Raw genomic sequence first — 19920 nt, 5'->3', positions numbered from 1 at the left:
CTCGGCCCCTGCGGCCCGGCCTGCCGGTTTGCACCGTCACGCGCGCCGGCCGGACGTGACCGTCAGGACCTTCAGCGCCACGACGGGGTGGAACAGCAGGGCCGGTGAGGCCACCATGTTCACCACGCGGACGAACCTCGTCCATACGGCCGCGTCCTTCACCGCCGCGCGGAAGAGACGTGTGTTGTACCAGTGGGCGAAGCGCGCGGCGAGGGGCTGACCGCCCGGGGTCCACATCAGGTCCGAGTTGGTGGACAGCGTCCACGGGCCCAGCAGCAGACGGCCGAGCCTCTTCTGGAATCCGCCGGCGAGGCCGTCCAGGCGTCCGGCGGCGCGGCGCCGCTTCAGCATGTCCTGCAGAAGTTCCGCTTCCATCGCCGCCACCGTCAGGCCCTGGCCGTAGACGGGGTTGAAGACACAGACGGCGTCACCGACGGCGATGAGGCCGTCCGGCCAGTCCTTGACGGCGTGGTAGAGCCGCCACTGGTTGTCGGTGTTGGTGTAGCGGCGGGTGGGCTCCTGGCCGGTGCGCCGGCTGATGTGCTCGGCCAGACGCGGGTTCGTCAGGCTCTCGGCGAACTCCAGATATCCCTTGTCGTCGGTCGGCGGCTGGTCCTCGAACCCGAAGAGCGAGCACGTCCAGCGGTTGCGCTCCACGGCGAGCATGACCCCGGCCCGGGGCACGCTGGGCGCGAACAGCATCTGGTAGGCGACGTAGAAGTCCGGGTGGCCGGGCTGACCCACGTGCGGTCGGTCGAAGTTCATCGAGGTGTACGTGACCTTGGCCTTCACGGTCCGTCTGGGCGGCACGGTGATCCCGAGCGCGCCCAGCCAGTCCGTGAGGGAGCTGGACCGTCCCGAGGCGTCGACGACCAGGTCGGCCGCCAGCTCGAAGGGTTCGGCGGGCTCGGCGGGATCCGCGGTGTGCGGCCGGCAGGTCACGCCGCTCACCTGGCCGGAGGGACCGCGGGTGAGGCCCGTGCACCGGGTGGACGGCAGCTGCGTGACCTGGGGCAGGGCGACCACCTTGCGGCGCAGTCGGCGTTCGAGTTCGTCGCGGGTGAAGGTCTGGATGCGGACGCCGGTACGGTGCCGTGGCGCGAGTCCGACGGGCAGCAGGAAGTCGATGCCCTCCCCGTAGTCGAAGACCGGCGCTCCCGCCTCTCTCAGCTCCTCGCGCAGTCCGGGGAACAGCCGCTCCAGGATCTGCCCGCCCCGGGCCAGCATGGCGTGCGCGTGGTAGCCCTGCGGAGCGCCCGGATGGACGCCGGTGTCCTCGTCGACGGCGTCCCGTTCCACGAGGACGACCTCGCTGAAGAAGTCGGACAGCACGCGTGCGGTGACCAGGCCCGCGTAGCTGCCGCCGATGACAACGGCTTTGCCCCAGGGGCGTTCTGTGCTCATGTCGTCTCCCATCCACTCGGCTCAACGGCTTGGCCGGGAGCCCCGGCACGGGGCTCGGGAGGCACCCGGGGAGCGCGTGCAGACTCACGAGCATGCGTCCCTGGGCCCGCACGCCGTAACGTCGGATCCGGTCGGCCGCGCGGGGGCGGGGAGGGCGCCGTGGCCCGGGGGATCGGCGACGCCGTCGTCAGTTCCCGTTCGTCCGGGCGACCTCGACGTGCTCCAGGATGCCGCCGTACGGGCCCTCGCCGAGCTTCTCTGCCGTGCGCGATCAGGTACACGTGGTCGGCCTTGCGGCCCTGCTGCGCGATGACCTGGCCCGGGGCGAACTCCTTCTGCACGAACCTGTCGGCCAGCGCACCGAGCGCGTCGTCGTCCGAGAAGCCGCGCAGCAGCGGCAGTTCACCCAGTTCGGCGGGGACCACCTGGATCTTGGAGCCGGTCTTGACGAAGCTCACGCGGCCGTCGCCGACGGTGCAGGAGAGGCGGCGGTTGACCCGGTAGGTCGCGCCGGGCACGTTCACCCAGGACAGGATGCGGGTCGCCCAGCAAGAGCTCATGCCCTGCATCTGGGGTTCGGACTTGATGGTGGCGAGAGTCCGGGATTCGCGCGACGACCTGCTGTCGTCACGCTGCCTGCACAGAAGTAGCAGAGCGCTCTTTACGTTGAGTTATCGGAGCAGGCGGCGCGCGAGGCACGCGATATACCGAACATGCGCCCCTCGCACGCCCCTGACACACAACGCTCCAGGTCGAACGATTCCGCAGGTCAACCAATGGGTGACCGCTCACCGCCGAGAGCCGCCCGGAGCCAGTGCGCACTCAGAGTGGCCGGCGTGGCGGACGCCCGCCTACGCGTTCGGGCACTGCTTCCACGCCAGGTGGTACACCGTGCTGATGTCCCCGTCCGTCGAGTCCATCGTCATGAAGCTGACCTTGCCGGGGGACGTGGTGCCGGCGTTGACCCGCAGCTCGGTGTTGATGTTGAAGTTGCGCAGCACCCCGCAGGGCGCCCAGACCAGTTGCGCCCAGTCCGTGCTGTCGGTGGCCTGCCAGTCGTCGTTGTAGGCACCGCTGAAGGGGTGGCTCTTGGGCACGGTCTGCGAGGAGCCCTGGAAGTAGTACGAGGCCTTCTGGGTGGCGCTCGCGCCGGGCTGCAGCGACAGGAAGCCGCGGTAGTCGGCGCTGGCCACGGCGTAGGTGAAGCCCTGGGGCACGTGGACCACCAGGTTGAGCTGGCAGTTCTTGCGGAAGGCCGTGGGGTCGGAGTTGCCGCCGGCCTGGGCGAGATAGCTGCTGTACGTCACCGTGAAGGCCGTGTTGTCCGGCGAGACGGCGACCGCGGCCGTGCCCTCGGGACAGCCGGAGCCGTTCACCGTCGCCACATCGATGACGATCTTGTCCGGGGGCGGATTGTCGAACACGCCGGAGGCGGGCGTGTGCGCGGGCAGTGCACTGCTGAGCAGCGCCGCGACGGCACCGCTCAGGAGGAGGCCACCAGCCATGGATTCTCCCGTGTCGTGGAGTGGGGGGTCTGTGTGGAACCTGTGGAGAGCCTGAGGCGCTCCGCATCGTAGGAAGCCCCGTTCACCCCCGGGAGGGCCGACTTCGGCCATTCACAACCGGCTGTTCACACCGCCCGTCACGGGTTCTCCCACGCCGCCGGTTCCGCCGCCAGCGCCCGGACGGGCTCCGGCAGCGCGTCCGCCGCGAGGTCGGCGAGGGTGACGCCCTCCAGGATCCGGCGGACGTTGGCGCGCAGCGCGATCCACAGCGGCAGCAGGGGCTGCGCGGTGCCGGTGTAGGCGAGACCCGTCGGGCGTTCGCCGCGGACCGAGACGATCGGTCCGTCCACCGCGCGGATCACGTCCGCGACCGTGACGGCGGCGGCGTCCCGCGCCAGCCGGTAGCCGCCGCCCCCGCCACGCCGGCTGTCGACGATCCCGCCGCGCCTGAGGTCGCCCAGGATCCCTTCCAGGAACTTGTGCGGGATGCCCTGCGTGGCGGCGATTTCCTCCGCCTTCACCGGGCCGTTACCCTGCCGTACGGCCAGCTCCAGTACCGCCCGTACCGCGTAATCCGCCCGTGCCGAGATCCTCATGGATCCATTGTGGGCCGTCGCCGCATGGAGAATGGCCGCACCCGCGCCCCGTAAGATCGCCCGGGAGGATCCACCTTGGCGCTCAGCAGACGTACCTTCAGTGCCCTGACCGGCTCGACCGCGCTCGGGCTCGCCCTCGGCAGCAGCGGCGGCCCCGGGGCGCCTTCGGCGTACGCGGCGCACAGTGTGCCGACCGGCCCGGCCCCCGCCCCGCCGACGGCCGACGGCAACCGGCACACGATCGGGTACGACCGGTACTCGCTGCTCGTGGACGGCAGACGGCTGGTCGTGTGGTCCGGCGAGATGCATCCCTTCCGGCTGCCCAGCCCCTCCCTGTGGCGTGACGTGCTGCAGAAGATGCGGGCCCACGGGTACAACGCCGTGAGCATCTACGTGGCCTGGAACTACCACTCCCCCGCGCCCGGCCGGTACGACTTCACCGGCGTCCGGGACCTGGACCTGTTCCTGCGCACGGCCGCCGAGACGGGCCTGTACGTCATCCTGCGGCCCGGCCCGTACATCAACGCCGAGGTCGACGGCGGCGGCTTCCCCGGCTGGCTGACGGCGACGAAGGGCCGGGCCCGCACCGACGACCCGACGTACCTGGGGCACGTCGACGCATGGCTGACCCAGGTGAACCGGATCGTGCGCAGGCATCTGTTCACCCAGGGCACCGGCACGGTCCTGCTGTACCAGATCGAGAACGAGTTCGACGCCCACGTCGACGCCACCGGCCAGGCGTACCTGTCCCACCTGTACAAGAAGGTGCGGGCGGACGGCATCGACGTCCCGCTGTTCCACAACGACAAGTTGCGCAACGGCTACTGGGTGCCCGGGTCGTTCGACACCGGCGGCGAGAAGGGCGGCTGGCTGTACGGCTTCGACGGCTATCCGTCGCCGTCGGAGACCCCGCCGGACTGGGGGACGTTCGGGCCCGGCGGACCGAAGGGCGGGGCCAGCGCCTCGCCGTCCACACCCGGGTTCGTGCCGGAGTTCGGCGGCGGCTGGTTCGACCCGTGGGGCGGCGCCTGGTTCGACGGCAAGGGGTACGCCGAGTCGCGGCGCACCCGGGACGCGGCCTACGAGCGGCGCTTCTACCTCACCAACCTCGCCAACGGACTCACCCTGCACAACGTGTACATGACGTTCGGCGGGACCTCCTGGGGCTGGCTGCCCGCGCCGGTCGTCTACACGTCGTACGACTACGGCGCCGCCATCGACGAGGGCCGGAACGTCACCGACAAGATCGCGCCGATGCACCAGCTCGGGCATCTGCTCCAGCGCGTGCCCGACTTCGCCAAGCTGGACCGGGCGGCGGACGTGACGGCGAAGGGCCTGAAGGTCTACCACCTGACCAACCCGGACACCGGCTCCCATGTCTACGTCGCCCGCAACGACGGCGGGGACGCGGTGACCACCGACCTGCCGACCGACGCGGGCCGGCTGCGGATCACGGTGCCCGGCAAGGACGCCCGTCTGTTCACGACCGGGCTGAAGCTGGGCAAGCGGACGCTGAAGTACGCGACCGCCGAGCCCGTGCTGTGCCTGACGGCGGGCCGGCAGGACATCGCGCTGTTCGCGGGGCGCCGTGACGACATGACCGAGCTGGTGCTGAAGTGCCCGGTCGAGCCGGACGTCATGCGGCTCGACCCCGAGGCCGCCTGGGCCTTCGCCGACGACGAACTGCATGTGAACGTCCCGCTCGGCCAGGGCGGGCTGACCCGTGTGCTGGTGCAGAAGGGCGAGACCGAGACCCCGCTCCTGCTGCTCTTCGCCGACGACGCCACCGCCGTACGCCTGTTCCCGTACGACACCCCGTCGGGGACCCTGCTGGTGTACGGCCCGTCGGTGCTGCGGCACGTCGAACTGCACGGCTCCGAGGTCCGTCTGACCGGTGACGTCACCGAGACGACGAGCGTGGAGGTGTGGGGGCCGCGCGGGATCGACACCCTGGTGTGGAACGGCCGCACCCTGCCCACCCGGGTGACCCTGTCCGGCAGCCTGATGACCACCGGTCTGCTGCCCGCCGCACCCGAGGTGAAGCTGCCCGAGCTGGGCGGCTGGCGGATGCGGACCGAGAACCCGGAGGCCGGGCCCGGCTTCGACGACTCCGGCTGGAAGGCAGCGGACAAGAAGACGTCGTTCAGCACCACGCCCGTCCCCGCCGGTCAGCCCGTCCTCTTCGCCGACGACTACGGCTTCCACTACGGCGACGTCTGGTACCGCGGCACCTTCACCGGCTCCACCGGCCTGGAGGAGATCGCGCTCGCCTACACGACCGGCACCCAGGGCCTGCTGATGGCCTGGCTGGACGGCGAGCCGCTGGGCACCCACCGGATGCCGGTGCCGGGCAAGGACGCGACCGTGCGCCAGGGCAGCTGGTCGGCGACGGCCGCCTTCCCCGTGCGGGAGGAGCTGCGCTCGCCCGGCCGGCATGTGCTGTCCGTCCTCGTCAGGCGCATGCAGCACGACCAGGACGGCAAGGGGCTCGACACGCACAAGGTGGCCCGCGGGCTGACGGCGGCCACCTTCAAGGGCACCTCTCCGACGGTGCGCTGGCGGATCCAGGGCGAGAAGGCCCCCGACCCCGTGCGCGGTCCGCTGAACAACGGCGGCCTGTACGGCGAGCGGGAGGGCTGGCACCTGCCCGGCTTCCAGGACCACGACTGGGAGCCGGCGGACTTCCCGCGTGCCGCCCGGTACCAGGGGGTGACCTGGTACCGGACCACCTTCCGCCTCTCGGTCCCGGCCGACATCGACGCCTCGGTCGGCCTGACCCTTCAGGACGACCCGTACCGGGCCTACCGGGCGCAGATCTTCCTCAACGGCTGGAACATGGGCCAGTACATCAACAACGTGGGGCCGCAGCACACCTTCGTCCTGCCGAACGGCGTCCTGCGCACCCGGGGCACCAACACCCTCGCGCTGGCGGTCCTGTCGGAGTTCACCACGCTGTCGGGTCCGGGGAAGGTGGGCCTGACGCTGCTCGGCAGGGCGAGCGGCGGAGTGCCGGTCACGCCGGTCTGATCACGCGAGCCTGATCACGTTCCAGGACAGCGGCTCCAGTACGGCGGTGAGGGTGCCGTCCTTCAGGGCGGTGCCCTCGACCGGGTGCGGGGTGACCCGGCCGGGGTCGTCGGCGGTGTTGCGGGCGTCGGGGTCGGCGTCCGCGAGGGCGCTGTGCTCGGTGACGGACGTCAGGTCGAGCCCGTTGAGCGCGACCTGGAGCGGGAGGGCCCCCGTACGGCCGCGGTTGACGGCGAAGACCGTGACCGTGCCGTCGGCCGCGCGGACGGCCGTGGCGTGCAGCAGGTCCGTCTCGCCGTACTTCCTCGTCTCGTACGTCGGCGAGTCCACCCGTACGTCGAGCACCTCGCCCCGGCCGTACTTCGAGGCCTGCGCGAACGGGAAGAACGTGGTCTGCCGCCAGGCCGGCCCGCCCGGCTCGGTCATGATCGGGGCGATCACGTTGACCAGCTGGGCGAGACAGGCGACGGTGACGCGGTCGGCGTGCCGGAGCAGGGCGATGAGGAGCGAGCCGAAGACGACGGCGTCGGTGACGCTGTAGTCGTCCTCCAGCAGGCGGGGTGCCTCGGGCCAGTCGGACGGGGCGATCGTCCGGGCGTGCTCCTCCCAGCGGGAGAGGTACCAGACGTTCCACTCGTCGAAGGAGAGGTTGATCTTCTTCTTGGACTTGAGCCGGGCACCGATGTGGTCGGCCGTGGCGACCACGTTCTCGATGAAGGACTCCATGTCGACGGCCGAGGCGAGGAAGGAGTCCAGGTCGCCGTCGACGGGCTCGTAGTAGGCGTGCAGAGAGATGTGGTCGACCAGGTCGTACGTCTCCTCCAGGACGGTCGCCTCCCACGCGGCGAAGGTCGGCATGGCCTGGCTGGAGGAACCGCAGGCGACCAGTTCCACGGCGGGGTCGGCCTGGCGCATCGCCCGTGCCGTCTCGGCGGCGAGCCGGCCGTACTCCCGGGCCGTCTTGTGCCCGGTCTGCCAGGGCCCGTCCATCTCGTTGCCGAGGCACCACAGCCTGATCCCGAAGGGTTCCTTGGCGCCGTGGGCCGCCCGGAGGTCGGAGAGGGCGGTGCCGGAGGGGTGGTTGGCGTACTCCTGCAGTTCCAGCGCCTCGGCGACGCCTCGCGTGCCGAGGTTGACGGCCATCATGGGTTCGGCCTGGGGGCCGAGCTTCTTCAGGAAGGCGATGTACTCGAAGAGGCCGAACCGGTTCGTCTCGGTGGAGTGCCAGGCGAGGTCGAGTCGGCGGGGGCGGTCTTCGACGGGGCCGACCGAGTCCTCCCACTTGTATCCGGAGACGAAGTTGCCGCCGGGGTAGCGGATGGCGGTGACACCGAGTTCGCGGACGAGGTCCAGGACGTCGGTCCGCAGGCCCTCGGCATCGGCCGCGGGGTGCTCCGGCTCGTAGATGCCGGTGTAGACGCAGCGGCCGAGGTGTTCGACGAAGGAGCCGAAGAGGCGGGGGTTGACCGGGCCGACGGTGAAAGCGGGGTCAAGGGTGAAGCGGGCGGTGTGCATGGCGCCTTCCGGGGTGGTGTGTAGGTTCGTGGGCGGGTGCGGGTGCGGGGTGGCTGATCGCGCCCATGCCGCCCTTACGTTCCAGAAGCGCGTCACGATGTTCGATATACCGAATGATGCTCGCAAGTTCGAACCGGACCGTAGATTCGAAGCGCTTCCGCCGTCAATGGGTCGGGCACAAGCTCATAGGTGGTTTCCTCTTTGACGAAGCTCGCCTGGACCTCATGACGGGGACACGCCCAGACGCGTACGCTCGGACCGGCAGAAGGGAGACCGATGAGCATCGCGGGCGCGCGTGAACGGGCCATACGCCTTTCCGCACGGCTGCGGCGCTCCCGTCCCGGCTCGGCGATGCGCTCACTGGCCGGCGACCTCGCCACCGCCGTCCGCGCCCGGCCCACCACGCCGGACGGTGTACGGGAGGTGTGCCGGGCCGTGTGCGAGGAGATGAGCGCACTGCGCGGCGGACGGCCGGTGGAACTCCGCTTCGAGCGGTTCCCGGACGAGATCGAGGTCACCGGGCTGTGGCTGGAGTTCGCCGACTTCGACCTGGTGATCGTGGAGGAGCGGGCCGAGGCCGTGCAGCAACTGGTGATCCTCGGCCACGAGTTGTGGCACCTGCACGCCGGGCACCGGCACCAGCACCTGGCCGGTGACGCGGCGGCCCGCGCGCTCGCCGACGGGCCCGGCTGGCAGGACGTGCCGCTGACCGTGGCCGCCCGCAACGGCTCCCGCGAGGCCGACGAGGCCGAGGCCGACGACTTCGGGCACCGCCTGGCCGCCCTGTTCCGGCCGCACGTCGCCGGCTCCGGGACCGCCGCGCACCCCGCCCCGGCGCCGCAGACCCTCAACCCGGTGCAACGGACCCTCGGCTATCGCGGACGCACGCAACCGGGTGAGCCGAAGGGACGCGCCGGTGCGGCGTACCGGGCGCCTGGAAAGGGAGGAACCACGCGGTGAGGCTGGCGCTCGATTCCTCGGGCTTCCTCGGGGAGGTCTCCATCTCCTTCTGGATCCCCACGGCCGTGCTGACCGCCGCTCTGGTGATCAAGCTGCCCAGCATCATCAAGATGTGGCGGGATCCGATGCTGCGCGCCGTCGGCGGTCTGCTGCTGTTCGCCTGCGCGGTGTTCGTCTTCGCGGCCCCGCGGACCATCGCCTGGACCAACCGGGTCGCCGGGGTGCCGAACATCTCCGCGCCCCTGGTGTACTCCCTGCTCACCGCGCTCTGCGCGTCCTGGCTGCTGCTGATCATCGCCTGGCGCAACGGCCGCTCCGACCGCTCCGCGCAGACCCGCCGGGTGACCCGCTGGGTCGTCAGCATCTACGCGGGCGTGGTGGCCGCCCTGTGGGTGCTGTTCGCGCTCGCGGACGTGCCCGAGGAACGGCTGCGGGACCTCGACACGTACTACGCCAACACCCCCTTCATGCGCGAGGAGATCCTGCTCTACCTCGTCGCGCACACCGTGGCGTGCTCGATCACGGCCCGGCTGATCTGGAACTGGATCCGCACCGACGGACTCGACGCGTGGCTGCGCTGGGGGCTCGGGCTGCTGGGCGTCGGCTATGCCACGAACCTGTTCTTCGACGCGGCCAAGCTCACGGCCGTCGTGGCCCGGTGGACCGGACACGACCTGGACTGGCTGAGCACCAATGTGGCCCCGGCGGGCGCGTGCGTGTCCGCCACCCTGGTCGCGGTGGGCTTCATCGTCCCGCACGTCGGCCAGTACCTGCACGAGCGCTGGCACGTCCGCCTGCGCCACCGCGGCCTCGGCCCCCTCTACCAGCTGACGCGGACCGTCACCGGCGAGCGCGAGCCCTTCGCCCCGCACGCACCCGCCGAACTGCGCCTGATCCGCCGCGAGACCTTCATCCGCGACGCGCTGCTGCAACTGTCCCGGCACCTCGACGAGGACCTGCGCGGGCGCTCGTACGAGGCCGCCCTCGCCCTCGGCTTCGAACCCGGCCGGGCCAGGGCCCTCGCCGCCGCCGTGACCCTGCTGGACGCGGCCGGCGGCAGCCGGCCGCCACGGACCGACGGAGCCGGCTCCCCGTCCGGCCCCGACACGACGTACCTGCTGCAGGAGATCCAGGCCGTGTCCCAAGCCCTCCGCCACCCCGACGACATCACGGCGGTACGCGCCCGCGCGACCGCCCCGGCAGAGAGCGTGCCCGCGCATGAGTGAACGCCCCTCCCCCGAAAGAACCGCCGTCGTGCTGGGGGGATCCCATACCGGCATGCTCGCGGCACGCGCCCTGGCCGAGTTCGCCGACCGGGTCGTGGTGGTGGAACGCGACGCCCTGCCCGAGGGCCCCGCGCCCCGCAAGGGGCTGCCGCAGGCCCGGCACGCCCACATGCTGTGGTCGGGCGGGGTGCGGGCCGTGGAGGAGCTGCTGCCGGGGCTCACCGAGGCGCTCAAGGCCGCCGGGGGCCGCCGGCATCCGGTCACGACCGGTGTGGTCGCGCTGTCCGCGCAGGGCTGGTTCCGGCGCTGGCCCGAGTCCCATCATGTGCTCCTGGCCGGCCGGGATCTGCTGGACGCCACGATCCGCGCGCGGGTGCTCGCCGACGAGCGGATCGAACTCCTCGACGCGGCCGAGGCCCTCGGCCTCACCGGCACCGCCGCCGCGGTCACCGGCGTACGGATCCGGGCGCGGGACGGCGCAGAACGCACCCTGCCGGCCGGCCTCGTGATCGACGCGACCGGGCGCGGGTCCCGGGCCCCGCACTGGCTGGCCGGCCTCGGACTGCCCGCACCGGAGTGCCGGGAGATCGACCCGGGCGTGGTGTACGCCAGCCGGCTCTTCCTCGCCCCCGAGGCCGCCCGGGAGGAGTTCCCGGTGGTCAACCTGCAGTCCGATCCGCGGGGCGACGGTCCGGGCCGCTCGGGCTTCCTCCTCCCCATCGAGAACGGCCGCTGGATCGCCACCCTCGCCGGCACCCGGGGCGGCGAACCCTCCGCCGCGAACGAGGACTTCATCCCCTTCGCCCGCGAGAAGCTGCGGCACCCGCTGCTGGGCGAACTGCTGGAGCGCGCCGAGCCGCTGTCCGACGTCTCGGTGACCCGCTCCACGGTCAACCGCCGGCACTTCTACGAGCGGATGCCGGCGTGGCCCGAGAACTTCGCCGTCCTCGGCGACGCGCTCGCCGTGTTCAACCCGGTGTACGGCCATGGTCTGGCCGCCGCCGCGCAGAGTGCGGTGCGGCTGCGCGCGGTGCTGCGGCGGCACGGCTGGGGCGCGCCGGGACTGGCGCGCCGCGTGCAGCGGGCGGCCGCCCGGCCGGTGCGCGCGGCGTGGGACCTGGCCCTCGGCCAGGACGTGTTCTACCCGGGCGCGGCGGCCTCCGGCCCGACCGTGCGGGACCGGCTCCTGTCCGCCTACGTCGACCGCCTGATGCGCACGGCGACGGGCAACGGGCGCATCGCCCGCCGGGTCACCGACGTGACGTCACTGGAGCGGGGGGCGCAGGTGCTCCTGACGCCGAGCGTGCTGGTCGCGGCGGCGCTGGGCCCGCTGCGGCCCCCCTTGGCGGGGCCTCCGCTGACCGCGGAGGAGCAGAAGGCGGCGGGGGTCCTGTAGGCCGTCGTCCGGCCGCGGGCCGGGGGAAGCGCATCGCGCGGTTCCCCGCGCCCCTCGGGGAACCGCGGTGCCGCCGGCCCTCGGGGCACCCGCCCGCGCGCGGGAGCGGCCGCTTGCGGGGTCAGCCCCGGAACGCCGGTTGGGGCAGGCCCTGGCCCGCCCCCGGGATCACCAGCAGGGACCCCGCCAGGGGATGCGGGGCCGTCAGGCCGACGCGGGCTGTCGTGATGTACAGGTCGGTCAGGTCCGCGCCGCCGAAGGCACACGCGGTCGTCCGCGCGGCCGGCACCCTGATCACCCGGTCGAGCTCGCCGCGCGGCGTGTACCGCCGCACCGCTCCCCCGTCCCACAGCGCCACCCACACACAGCCGTCCGCGTCGACCGTCAGGCCGTCGGGGAATCCCGCGCCCTCCTCGATCTCCACCAGCGGCCGGCGCCCGTTGACCCGTCCGCCGTCGTGGCCGAAGACGTCCACCCGGCGGGTCGGGGTGTCCACGTAGTACAGGAGGCGCCCGTCGGGGCTCCAGCCCGTGCCGTTGCTGATCGTGACGTCGGGCAGGACCGTCTCCACCGCCCCGTCGCCGGTCAGCCTGCTCAGCGTGCCGCCGCCCGGCGCCTCGTCGTAGCGCATCGTGCCCGCCCACAGCGAGCCGTCCGGCGCGACCGCGGCGTCGTTCGCGCGGCGGCCGGTGACCGGCTCGTGGTGCAGCCAGCGGAACGCGCCGTCGGGGTCCAGCAGGCCCACGCCGTCCCGCAGGTTGAGCACCAGGCCGCCGCCCGTCCGGGGCTTGACCGCGCCCACGTGCTGCTCCGTCGTCCGCGAGGTACGACGGCCCGTCGCGGGGTCGTAGGTGTGGACGCGCATGCCCAGGATGTCGAGCCAGATCAGCCGGCCCGTCGCCGGGTCCCAGGTCGGTCCCTCACCCAGCTCCGCCCGGGCCGGTACGGCGACCTCGTACCCGGCGCTCACGCCGCGCTCCGGTGGCCCAGCCGCTCGGACAGCTCCGCCGCGCCCTTGGCCGCCAGCTGCTCCAGCTCGGCCCGGCGCTCGTCGCTCCAGCGGATCATCGGCACGGAGACGGAGAGGGCGGCGACGACCTGGCCGGTGCGGTCGCGCACCGGTGCGGCCACACAGCTCACGTCGGGGTTGGACTCGCGGCTCTCCACCGCGATGCCCCGCTGCCGGATCTCCGCCAGCGCCTCGCGCAGCACACCGGGTTCGGTGATGCTGTTCGGGGTCATCGCGGTCAGCTCGGCGTCGTCCGGGATCCGTGCGGCCAGCTCCTGCTCCGGCAGCGAGGCCAGCAGCATCTTGCCCACCGAGGTGCAGTGGGCCGGCAGGCGGCGGCCGGCCGCGGAGACCATGCGGACGGCGTGCGTGGAGTCGACCTTGGCGATGTAGATGACGTCGGTGCCTTCGAGGATCGCCACGTGCACCGTCTCGTCGCAGGTCTCGGCGACCGCGCGGGCCACCTGCTGGCCCTCGGCGGCGAGGTCGAGCTGCTCGGCGTAGCGGCTGCCGAGCTGGTACGGACGTACGCCGAGCCGGTAGCGTCCGGGCTGACCGGGCACCTGCACGATGTAGGCCCGTGCGGCGAGCGTGGTGACCAGCTCGTGCACGGTGGTGCGCGGCAGCTGCAGCCTGCGCACGATGTCGGGGGCGGAGAGCGTCCCGTCCCCGTCGAGGAACAGCTCAAGAATGTCGAGAGCCCGGGTCACGGCAGGCACGAGGCGTCCCACGTCCGGCCCCCTCCCTTGGGTCTAAGCGCCCGTTGGCCACCCCGGCGTTCGAGATATCAACAGGCGATCGGCATGACGAACACAGGCTAGTCATGGACAGGTACGCGGGCAATGGGCGGGAACGCGCCGGGCACCATGGGTGCCATGCATGTCGACTTCCAGCTGGTGCTGCTGCGCCGCATGGCCGACCACAATCCGGATCTGGTCGAGGACGCCCGGCGCGAGCTGGGCGCCTCGGTCAAGGACATGCGGGAGGCGAACAAGCGCTGGCAGGCGATGGTCCGCTCGCCGAGGGCCCGGTCCGCCGCCGCCCGCTACCGCTCGGTCCTGGGAGAGCCCGAGTCGGTCCTCCCCCGCCGCCTCGGCGACGTCGACTGCGAGGCCCGGCGCTGGGCCCTGCCCCTGTGGCCCGGCCTGCGCTTCGAGGTGCTGGTCGGGCCGGACGGGGCGGTCTGGAACGAGTGGCTGGTGCGCGCGCCGGGTGCCGTGGCCCCGGAGCCGGCGACCCTGGACGACCTCGTCCCCTGGTCCTGCACGGTGGACGAGGTGGCCCGCGCCTTCGCCCCGGCCCGCCCGCTGGAGGGCACCGCCCCGACGCGCTGGGGGCTGGCCTTCACCGCCCCCGACCGGGACGGCGTACGGCACGAGGTGGTCGCCGAGTTCACCTGGGGCCTGCTCCAGAGGACGGCCGTGATCAGCTAGGTCGGGCGTCGAAGCCGGGTCAGGCGTCGAAGGCCGTCGCGCGGGTGCGCTTCTCCCACGCGGTGACGTCGTCGCGGACCTGGTCGAGGTGGGCCAGGACGGCACTCACCCCGTCCTCCCCGAGCGGCAGCCGCAGCGGGGTGTGCTCGGCCTCCAGCGCGGCCAGGACGAGGGCCGCGGCCTTGGCCGGGTCGCCGGGCTGGGTGCCGTCGCCGCCCTCGACGAAGCCGCGGGTCTCGCCGACCTTGGCGTACACCCCGCTGTCGGAGCTGACCCCGGCGCGGCCGGTGCCGAACAGCGAGGTCCGGAACGCGCCCGGTTCGACGACGAGCACCTTGACGCCGTACTCCCGCACCTCGTCCGCGAGCGCCTCGGACAGGCCCTCCAGGGCGAACTTCGTCGCGCTGTACGCCCCGAACCCCGCGAAGGACATCTGGCCGCCCATGCTGCTCATCTGCACGACGGCGCCGGAGCGGCGCTCCCGCATGTGCGGCAGGACCGCCCGGACCAGCGCCGCCGGTCCGAAGAAGTGCAGGTCGAACAGGGCGCGCAGCTCGTCGTCGGTCGTCTCCTCGACGGCTCCGACATGGGTGCGCCCCGCGTTGTTGACCAGCACGTCGATCCGCCCGTGCCGGGCCACGACATCCCGGACCGCCTCCTCGATCGCGGCCACGTCGGTGACGTCCAGCCGCAGCGCCTCCACCTGGTCGGGATGGGCGGCCACCAGGTCGTCCAGGGCCTCCGGGCGCCGGGCCGCGCCGACCACCACATCACCGGCCGCCACGGCGGCCTCGGTGATCGCCCGTCCGAAACCGCTGCTCGCCCCGGTCACCAGCCACACCTTGTTCATCAGGACTCCCGCCGCTCTCTTCATGTCTGTGTGTCTCTGTTGCGGACACGTACCAGACTGCTGCCGCGAGCCGTTGCCCGTCCAAGACCGACGGTGATAACCAACGGCTATGACCATCGACGTGCACGCCCGGGATCTGCGCTACTTCGTCGCGGTCGCCGAGGAACTCCACTTCACGCGCGCCGCCGAGAGGCTGTACGTCTCCCAGCCCGCGCTGAGCAAGCAGATCCGCGCGCTGGAGCGGCAGTTGGGGGCGGAACTGTTCCGGCGCGACCGGCACGGCGTCGCGCTGACGGACGCCGGTCAGGCGCTGCTGCCGCACGCCCGGCAGGTGCTGGCCGCGTGGGAGGCGGGCGGGGCGGCCGTCGAGGCGGCCAGGGCGGCCCAGCGCAGCACGCTGGTGGTGGGCATGAGCACCAGTCCGGGCCGGGGCGGGCTGCTGCCGGCCGTCCGCTCCCGGTTCACCGCCGCGCATCCCGCGGTCACGGTCCGGCTGCGCCAGATGAGCTGGGACGACCCGACGGCGGGCCTGGCGGACGGCACGGCGGACGTCGCCTTCGTCTGGCTGCCGCTGCCCGACGAGGAGCGCTACGCCTGGACGGTGGTCGCCGAGGAACCCCGGCTGCTCGCCCTGCCCGAGTCCCATCCGCTCGCCGCCCGCGCCGGGCTCGACTTCGCCGACCTGCTGGACGAGCCGTTCCTGGCCCTGCCACGGAGCGCGGGCCGGCTGCGGGACCACTGGCTCGCGCTGGACGCCCGCGCCGGCCGGCCGCCCCGGATCGGCGCGGAGATCTCCGGGGCGGAGGAGACGTACGAGGCGCTGCTCGCCGGCCTCGGGATCTGCCTGGTCGCCGAGGGCAACGCCCCGCTGATCACCCTGGGCGGCGTCACCACGCGCCCGGTCCGTGGCATCGGACCGAGCCGCTACGCGCTGGCGTGGCGGCGGGAGGACGGCCACCGGCCGCTGGTGCGGGCGTACGCGCGGGCGTGCCGGGAGACGGCTCGGGCGCGCTAGGGCCCCGCGGGGGCGCGGGGACCCGCGCGACCGGCCACGACGGCGCCGCGGCCGCCGAACGGCACCTCACGCCACCCCGGCAGGCGCTGGGGGTGTTCTTCGGATCACCCCGACGTCGCGGGGTCGGCGGCCTCCAGCACCGCCGCCACCACCCGCTCCAGCGACCCGGGGTGCAGCCACAGGAACAGGTTCGGCTCCACCAGCTCCAGTTCCATCAGCCGAGGCTCCCCGTCCTGTCCGTCCACCAGGTCGACCCGCGCGTACAGCAGCCCGGCCCCGCCGGGAACCGCGCCCAACGCCTTCTCGGCGAGCACCAGTTCCTCCGGCGTCGGCCGCCACGGCCGCAGGTCCGGATGCGCCACCTTGTCCGCGTCGTACGCGGTACCCGGCGCGAGGACGGCGCCCTTGCGGCTGGCGTGCAGCAGCCGGCCGCCGAAGAACTGCAGCGCCCGCTCCCCGCCGACGTCGATGCCCCGCACGTACGGCTGCACCATCGCGGTGAAACCCTCGGCGTGCATCCGGGTGAGGTGGCGTACGGCCTGCTCGTGCTCGGCGGGCGTGTAGCGGGCGGCGAACCGGGCGCCCGCGCCCGAGGTCGGCTTGATCACGTACTCGTGGCCGTCGGGCAGGCCGGCCGGCTCACCCGGCGCTATGTAGCGCGTGGGGACGGTGGGCACGCCGGCCGCCGCCAGCTCGCCGAGGTAGCGCTTGTCGGTGTTCCAGCGCACCACGGGCGCCGGATTGGCGAGCCGGGTGAGCGCGCCGACCCGCTCGACCCAGGCCCCGAACTCCGCGGCCCGCCAGCTGTAGTCCCAGGTGGAGCGGATGACGACGAGGTCGTAGCGGCCCCAGTCCGTGTCCGGGTCGTCCCAGTACCGGGCCTCTGCCTCGGCGCCGGCCGCCCGCAGCGCCCGCACCAGCTCCGGCAGGTCGGTGTCCTTGCCGGGCTCGGCGCCGGGGTCGTAGGTGGCGAGGGCGATGCGGGGCACGGCGGACTCCCTGTCGTACGACGGTGTGATCACGGCGAGGCTAACAACCGTCGCGGTCCGGCACGAGGGAGCACGGCGCTCCACCGCGGTTCACCGCGGACCTGAGCCGGCAGGCGGCTCCTGGTGTAGGAAGGTGCCGACGGTCAAGCGACAGTCCCACGGTTAGGAGTGCGCCGCGTGTCCTCCCTCTTCCCCGCCCTGACGGACGGTCCGGGCGAACGCAGCGAGACGGGGGTCCCCCCGGACGGAGTCCGGGGGAGGACCGCCCTGCGGTTCGGCGAACGGTCGTTGACGTACGACGAGCTGGCCGGGGCCGCCGGTGCGCTCGCCGCCCGGCTGCGGGGCGCCGGCCGGGTCGCCGTGTGGGCCACACCGGAGCTGGAGACCGCCGTCGCCGTGACGGGCGTGCTGCTCGCCGGAGCCGCCGCGGTGCCGCTGAACCCGAAGTCGGGCGAGAAGGAACTCGCGCACATCGTCTCCGACAGCGCGCCGGAGCTGGTGCTGGCCGCGCCGGGCAGCCGACTGCCCGACACCCTCGCCGAGTTGGAGCGGATCGATGTCGACGCGTCCGCCGGACCCGGCGCCGCACCGCGGGAGACGGCCACCGCCGAGGATCCGGCGCTGATCGTCTACACCTCCGGCACCACCGGCCCGCCCAAGGGCGCCGTCCTGCCCCGCAGGGCCCTCGCCACCACCCTGGACGCGCTCGCCGACGCCTGGCGCTGGACGGCGGACGACGTGCTGGTGCACGGGCTGCCGTTGTTCCATGTGCACGGGCTCGTACTGGGCACCCTCGGTCCGCTGCGGCGCGGCGGCGGCGTCCGGCACCTGGGGCGGTTCTCCACCGACGGCGTGGCACGGGAGCTGAACGCCGGGGCGACCATGCTGTTCGGGGTGCCGACGATGTACCACCGGATCGCCGAGGCCCTGCCGGCGGACCCGGAGCTGGTCAAGGCGCTGGGCCGGGCCCGGCTGCTGGTCTCCGGGTCGGCCGCGCTGCCCGTGCACGACCACGAGCGCATCGCGACGGCGACCGGGCGGCGGGTCATCGAGCGGTACGGCATGACGGAGACGCTCATGAACACCAGCGTGCGGGCCGACGGGGAGCCGCGCGCGGGGACCGTGGGCGTCCCGCTGCCGGGCGTCGAGCTGCGGCTCGTGGAAGAGGACGGGACGCCGCTGACCGCGTACGACGGGGAGAGCGTCGGCGAGATCCAGGTCCGCGGGCCGAACCTCTTCACCGAGTATCTGAACCGGCCCGACGCCACGGCCGCCGCGTTCACCGCCGACGGCTGGTTCCGTACCGGTGACATGGCGGTGCGGGAGAGCGACGGGTACGTCCGGATCGTCGGCCGCAAGGCCACGGACCTGATCAAGAGCGGCGGCTACAAGATCGGCGCCGGTGAGATCGAGAACGCGCTGCTGGAGCACCCCGGAGTGCGGGAGGCGGCGGTCACCGGGGAGCCGGACGCGGACCTCGGCGAGCGCATCGTCGCCTGGATCGTCCCCACCGCCCCCGAAGCGCGGCCCACGGCCGAGGAACTGGCGGACCACGTGGCCCGTCGCCTCGCCCCGCACAAGCGCCCCCGCGTCGTCCGCTACCTGGACGCGCTCCCCCGCAACGACATGGGGAAGATCATGAAGCGGGCACTGGCCGATGGCTGAGCGACGTACGGCCCGGGAGATACTGACCCTGCTCGCGGACCCCGGCACCTTCAGCGAACTCCCGCACCCGTCGCGGAAGTCGGCCCCCGACGGGCCCCTCGGCTGGCAGGGGTACGACGCCTCGCGCGCCCGTGCCGCCGCGCGCACCGGCGAGGAGGAGTCGGTCGTCTGCGGCACGGCGCGCGTCGAGGGCACCCCGGCGGTGCTGACCGCCTTCGAGTTCGGCTTCCTCGGCGGCTCCCTGGGTGAACGCACCGGCGACCGCCTGGAGGCGGCGTACACCCACGCCCGCGCGCACCGGCTGCCGGTCGTGCCGTTGATCGCGACCGGGGGCAGCCGGATGCAGGAGGGCATGCTCGCCCTGAGCCAACTCCAGCGGGTGGCCCGGCAGTCGGCGCTCACCCGGGAGGCGGGGCTGCCGCAGATCGCGGTGCTGCGGGACCCGACGACCGGCGGCGGCTGGGCCACGCTCGGTGCGGGCGCGGACGTCGTCCTGGCCCTGCCCGGCGCCCAGGTCGGTTTCGCCGGCTCCCGCGTCCGCCCGTCCGACGCCGACCCGTCCGCGTACACGGCGGAGTCCCAGCTGGCGGCGGGCTCGGTGGACGCGGTGGTGGCCCCGGCGGAGCTGAAGGAGACCCTGGGGGCATGGCTTCGCCTGCTCACGTCCCCGGCCCCGGACGCGCCCGCCCCGCCACCGGCCCTGGGCGGCGTCGGCCTTCCGGCCACCGGCTGGGACGCCGTCCAGCGGGCCCGCGACCCCCGGCGCCCGCGCGCGCACGCCTACCTGGACTCCTTCTTCAGCCGCCGCCGTGACCTCAGCGGTGACCGGTGCGGCGGTACGGATCCCGACGGGATGCTGTGCGGTTTCGGCGAGCGGGACGGTCGTACCGTGGCCTATGCCGCGCAGACCGGAGCGGCGACCCGCCCCGCCGGCTTCAGGACCGCGGCCCGCCTGATCCGGCTGGCGGACCGCCTCGGCATCCCGGTGCTGACGCTGGTGGACACCCCGGGCGCCGCGAACGACGCGGAGGCGGAGCGGCAGGGCGCCGGCGCGGCGATCGCGGAGGTGTTCGGGGCGGTGGCCGCGGCCCGGGTCCCGATCACCACGCTCGTCATCGGGGAGGGCGGCTCCGGCGGAGCCCTGGCGCTGGCCGCACCGGGCAACACCTGGGCCACCCCGGACAGTTACTTCTCGGTGATCGCCCCGGAACTGGCGGCGGCGATCCTGAAGCGCCCCCGGGAGGAGGTGGAGGCGACCGCCGGCCAGCTGCGGATCCGACCGCAGGACCTGGTGGAGCTGGGGGTGGTCAGGGGGATCGTGTGAGGCGCC

General features: G+C 73.2%; 16 protein-coding genes and 1 pseudogene. 8 read left to right on the top strand and 9 right to left on the bottom strand.

The window, feature by feature from the left end:
- Positions 1–36 precede the first annotated feature (36 nt).
- From IE244_RS03180 to IE244_RS03165, 4 genes and pseudogenes are all read right to left on the bottom strand, one after another.
- On the bottom strand, positions 37–1404 hold the full coding sequence (locus tag IE244_RS03180) for an FAD-dependent oxidoreductase (protein WP_191871053.1): 1368 nt from the start codon (positions 1402–1404) through the stop codon (positions 37–39).
- A gap of 242 nt (positions 1405–1646) precedes the next feature.
- A pseudogene (locus tag IE244_RS03175) lies at positions 1647–2048 on the bottom strand (Crp/Fnr family transcriptional regulator); the annotation flags it as partial.
- Positions 2049–2255: 207 nt separating this feature from the next.
- Positions 2256–2909, bottom strand: a complete 654-nt coding sequence (locus IE244_RS03170; protein WP_191871052.1) for a DUF4360 domain-containing protein — start codon at positions 2907–2909, stop codon at positions 2256–2258.
- 137 nt (positions 2910–3046) lie between these two features.
- A complete protein-coding gene (locus tag IE244_RS03165; protein WP_191871051.1) occupies positions 3047–3505 on the bottom strand; it encodes an RrF2 family transcriptional regulator in 459 nt (152 codons plus the stop codon).
- Between the two features lie 75 nt (positions 3506–3580).
- Here IE244_RS03165 and IE244_RS03160 point away from each other — a divergent pair, with 75 nt between their 5' ends.
- Complete coding sequence (locus IE244_RS03160) at positions 3581–6532, top strand: glycoside hydrolase family 35 protein (protein ID WP_191871050.1); 2952 nt, start codon at positions 3581–3583, stop codon at positions 6530–6532.
- Here IE244_RS03160 and arfA read toward each other — a convergent pair whose 3' ends face one another.
- The gene (gene arfA, locus IE244_RS03155; protein WP_191871049.1) at positions 6533–8047 is read right to left on the bottom strand and encodes an arabinosylfuranosidase ArfA; all 1515 of its coding nucleotides are present in this window, start codon (positions 8045–8047) and stop codon (positions 6533–6535) included.
- 276 nt (positions 8048–8323) lie between these two features.
- Between arfA and IE244_RS03150 the strand changes: the two genes are divergently transcribed.
- From IE244_RS03150 to IE244_RS03140, 3 genes are read left to right on the top strand one after another with little or no spacing between them, the layout of a single operon-like run.
- A complete protein-coding gene (locus IE244_RS03150) occupies positions 8324–9007 on the top strand; it encodes a toxin-antitoxin system, toxin component family protein (RefSeq protein WP_191871048.1) in 684 nt (227 codons plus the stop codon).
- A 2-nt stretch (positions 9008–9009) separates the two neighbouring features.
- A complete protein-coding gene (locus tag IE244_RS03145; protein WP_373305705.1) occupies positions 9010–10233 on the top strand; it encodes an MAB_1171c family putative transporter in 1224 nt (407 codons plus the stop codon).
- A complete protein-coding gene (locus tag IE244_RS03140; RefSeq protein WP_191871046.1) occupies positions 10226–11629 on the top strand; it encodes an FAD-dependent oxidoreductase in 1404 nt (467 codons plus the stop codon). Before IE244_RS03145 ends, IE244_RS03140 begins: the two co-directional genes overlap by 8 nt.
- Positions 11630–11750: 121 nt before the next feature.
- Here IE244_RS03140 and IE244_RS03135 read toward each other — a convergent pair whose 3' ends face one another.
- Together IE244_RS03135 and IE244_RS03130 are read right to left on the bottom strand one after the other, a co-directional pair.
- Positions 11751–12599 carry an SMP-30/gluconolactonase/LRE family protein gene (locus IE244_RS03135; RefSeq protein WP_191871045.1) on the bottom strand — a complete coding sequence of 283 codons (849 nt, stop codon included), beginning with the start codon at positions 12597–12599 and terminating at the stop codon, positions 11751–11753.
- Positions 12596–13369, bottom strand: coding sequence for an IclR family transcriptional regulator (locus IE244_RS03130; protein ID WP_191871044.1), 774 nt, complete (start codon positions 13367–13369; stop codon positions 12596–12598). Before IE244_RS03130 ends, IE244_RS03135 begins: the two co-directional genes overlap by 4 nt.
- 111 nt (positions 13370–13480) lie before the next feature.
- Here IE244_RS03130 and IE244_RS03125 point away from each other — a divergent pair, with 111 nt between their 5' ends.
- Positions 13481–14071 (top strand): hypothetical protein, encoded by a 591-nt coding sequence (locus IE244_RS03125; RefSeq protein ID WP_191871043.1) that lies wholly within the window; start codon positions 13481–13483, stop codon positions 14069–14071.
- 19 nt (positions 14072–14090) lie between these two features.
- Here the strand turns inward: IE244_RS03125 and IE244_RS03120 are convergent, their stop codons facing one another.
- Entirely contained in the window at positions 14091–14921 is an 831-nt protein-coding gene (locus tag IE244_RS03120; RefSeq protein ID WP_191871042.1) for an oxidoreductase, read from the bottom strand.
- Between the two features lie 109 nt (positions 14922–15030).
- Here IE244_RS03120 and IE244_RS03115 point away from each other — a divergent pair, with 109 nt between their 5' ends.
- Positions 15031–15936, top strand: a complete 906-nt coding sequence (locus IE244_RS03115; protein ID WP_191871041.1) for a LysR family transcriptional regulator — start codon at positions 15031–15033, stop codon at positions 15934–15936.
- A 104-nt stretch (positions 15937–16040) separates the two neighbouring features.
- On the opposite strand, the gene IE244_RS03110 is transcribed toward IE244_RS03115, so the two are convergent.
- Positions 16041–16925, bottom strand: coding sequence for an ATP-grasp domain-containing protein (locus tag IE244_RS03110; RefSeq protein ID WP_191871040.1), 885 nt, complete (start codon positions 16923–16925; stop codon positions 16041–16043).
- 177 nt (positions 16926–17102) lie between these two features.
- On the opposite strand from IE244_RS03110, the gene IE244_RS03105 reads away from it, so the two are divergent.
- Entirely contained in the window at positions 17103–18590 is a 1488-nt protein-coding gene (locus tag IE244_RS03105; protein WP_191871039.1) for an acyl-CoA synthetase, read from the top strand.
- Entirely contained in the window at positions 18583–19914 is a 1332-nt protein-coding gene (locus IE244_RS03100; protein ID WP_191871038.1) for a carboxyl transferase domain-containing protein, read from the top strand. The genes IE244_RS03105 and IE244_RS03100 overlap by 8 nt, the downstream gene beginning before the upstream one ends.
- The last annotated feature ends 6 nt before the right edge of the window (positions 19915–19920 follow it).

This window comes from Streptomyces filipinensis, from assembly GCF_014649495.1.
GTDB classification, from domain to species: Bacteria; Actinomycetota; Actinomycetes; order Streptomycetales; family Streptomycetaceae; genus Streptomyces; species Streptomyces filipinensis.
The sequence above is the reverse complement of the archived record's forward strand: the minus strand, read 5'-3'. Positions and strand labels throughout refer to the sequence as shown.

Bases quoted from the DNA above. Each gene is read 5' to 3' on its own strand.
- IE244_RS03180 (WP_191871053.1), bottom strand. From the start codon at position 1,404: ATGAGCACAGAACGCCCCTGGGGCAAAGCCGTTGTCATCGGCGGCAGC.
- IE244_RS03170 (WP_191871052.1), bottom strand. From the start codon at position 2,909: ATGGCTGGTGGCCTCCTCCTGAGCGGTGCCGTCGCGGCGCTGCTCAGC.
- IE244_RS03165 (WP_191871051.1), bottom strand. From the start codon at position 3,505: ATGAGGATCTCGGCACGGGCGGATTACGCGGTACGGGCGGTACTGGAG.
- arfA (WP_191871049.1), bottom strand. From the start codon at position 8,047: ATGCACACCGCCCGCTTCACCCTTGACCCCGCTTTCACCGTCGGCCCG.
- IE244_RS03150 (WP_191871048.1), top strand. From the start codon at position 8,324: ATGAGCATCGCGGGCGCGCGTGAACGGGCCATACGCCTTTCCGCACGG.
- IE244_RS03140 (WP_191871046.1), top strand. From the start codon at position 10,226: ATGAGTGAACGCCCCTCCCCCGAAAGAACCGCCGTCGTGCTGGGGGGA.
- IE244_RS03125 (WP_191871043.1), top strand. From the start codon at position 13,481: ATGGGCGGGAACGCGCCGGGCACCATGGGTGCCATGCATGTCGACTTC.
- IE244_RS03120 (WP_191871042.1), bottom strand. From the start codon at position 14,921: ATGAACAAGGTGTGGCTGGTGACCGGGGCGAGCAGCGGTTTCGGACGG.
- IE244_RS03115 (WP_191871041.1), top strand. From the start codon at position 15,031: ATGACCATCGACGTGCACGCCCGGGATCTGCGCTACTTCGTCGCGGTC.
- IE244_RS03100 (WP_191871038.1), top strand. From the start codon at position 18,583: ATGGCTGAGCGACGTACGGCCCGGGAGATACTGACCCTGCTCGCGGAC.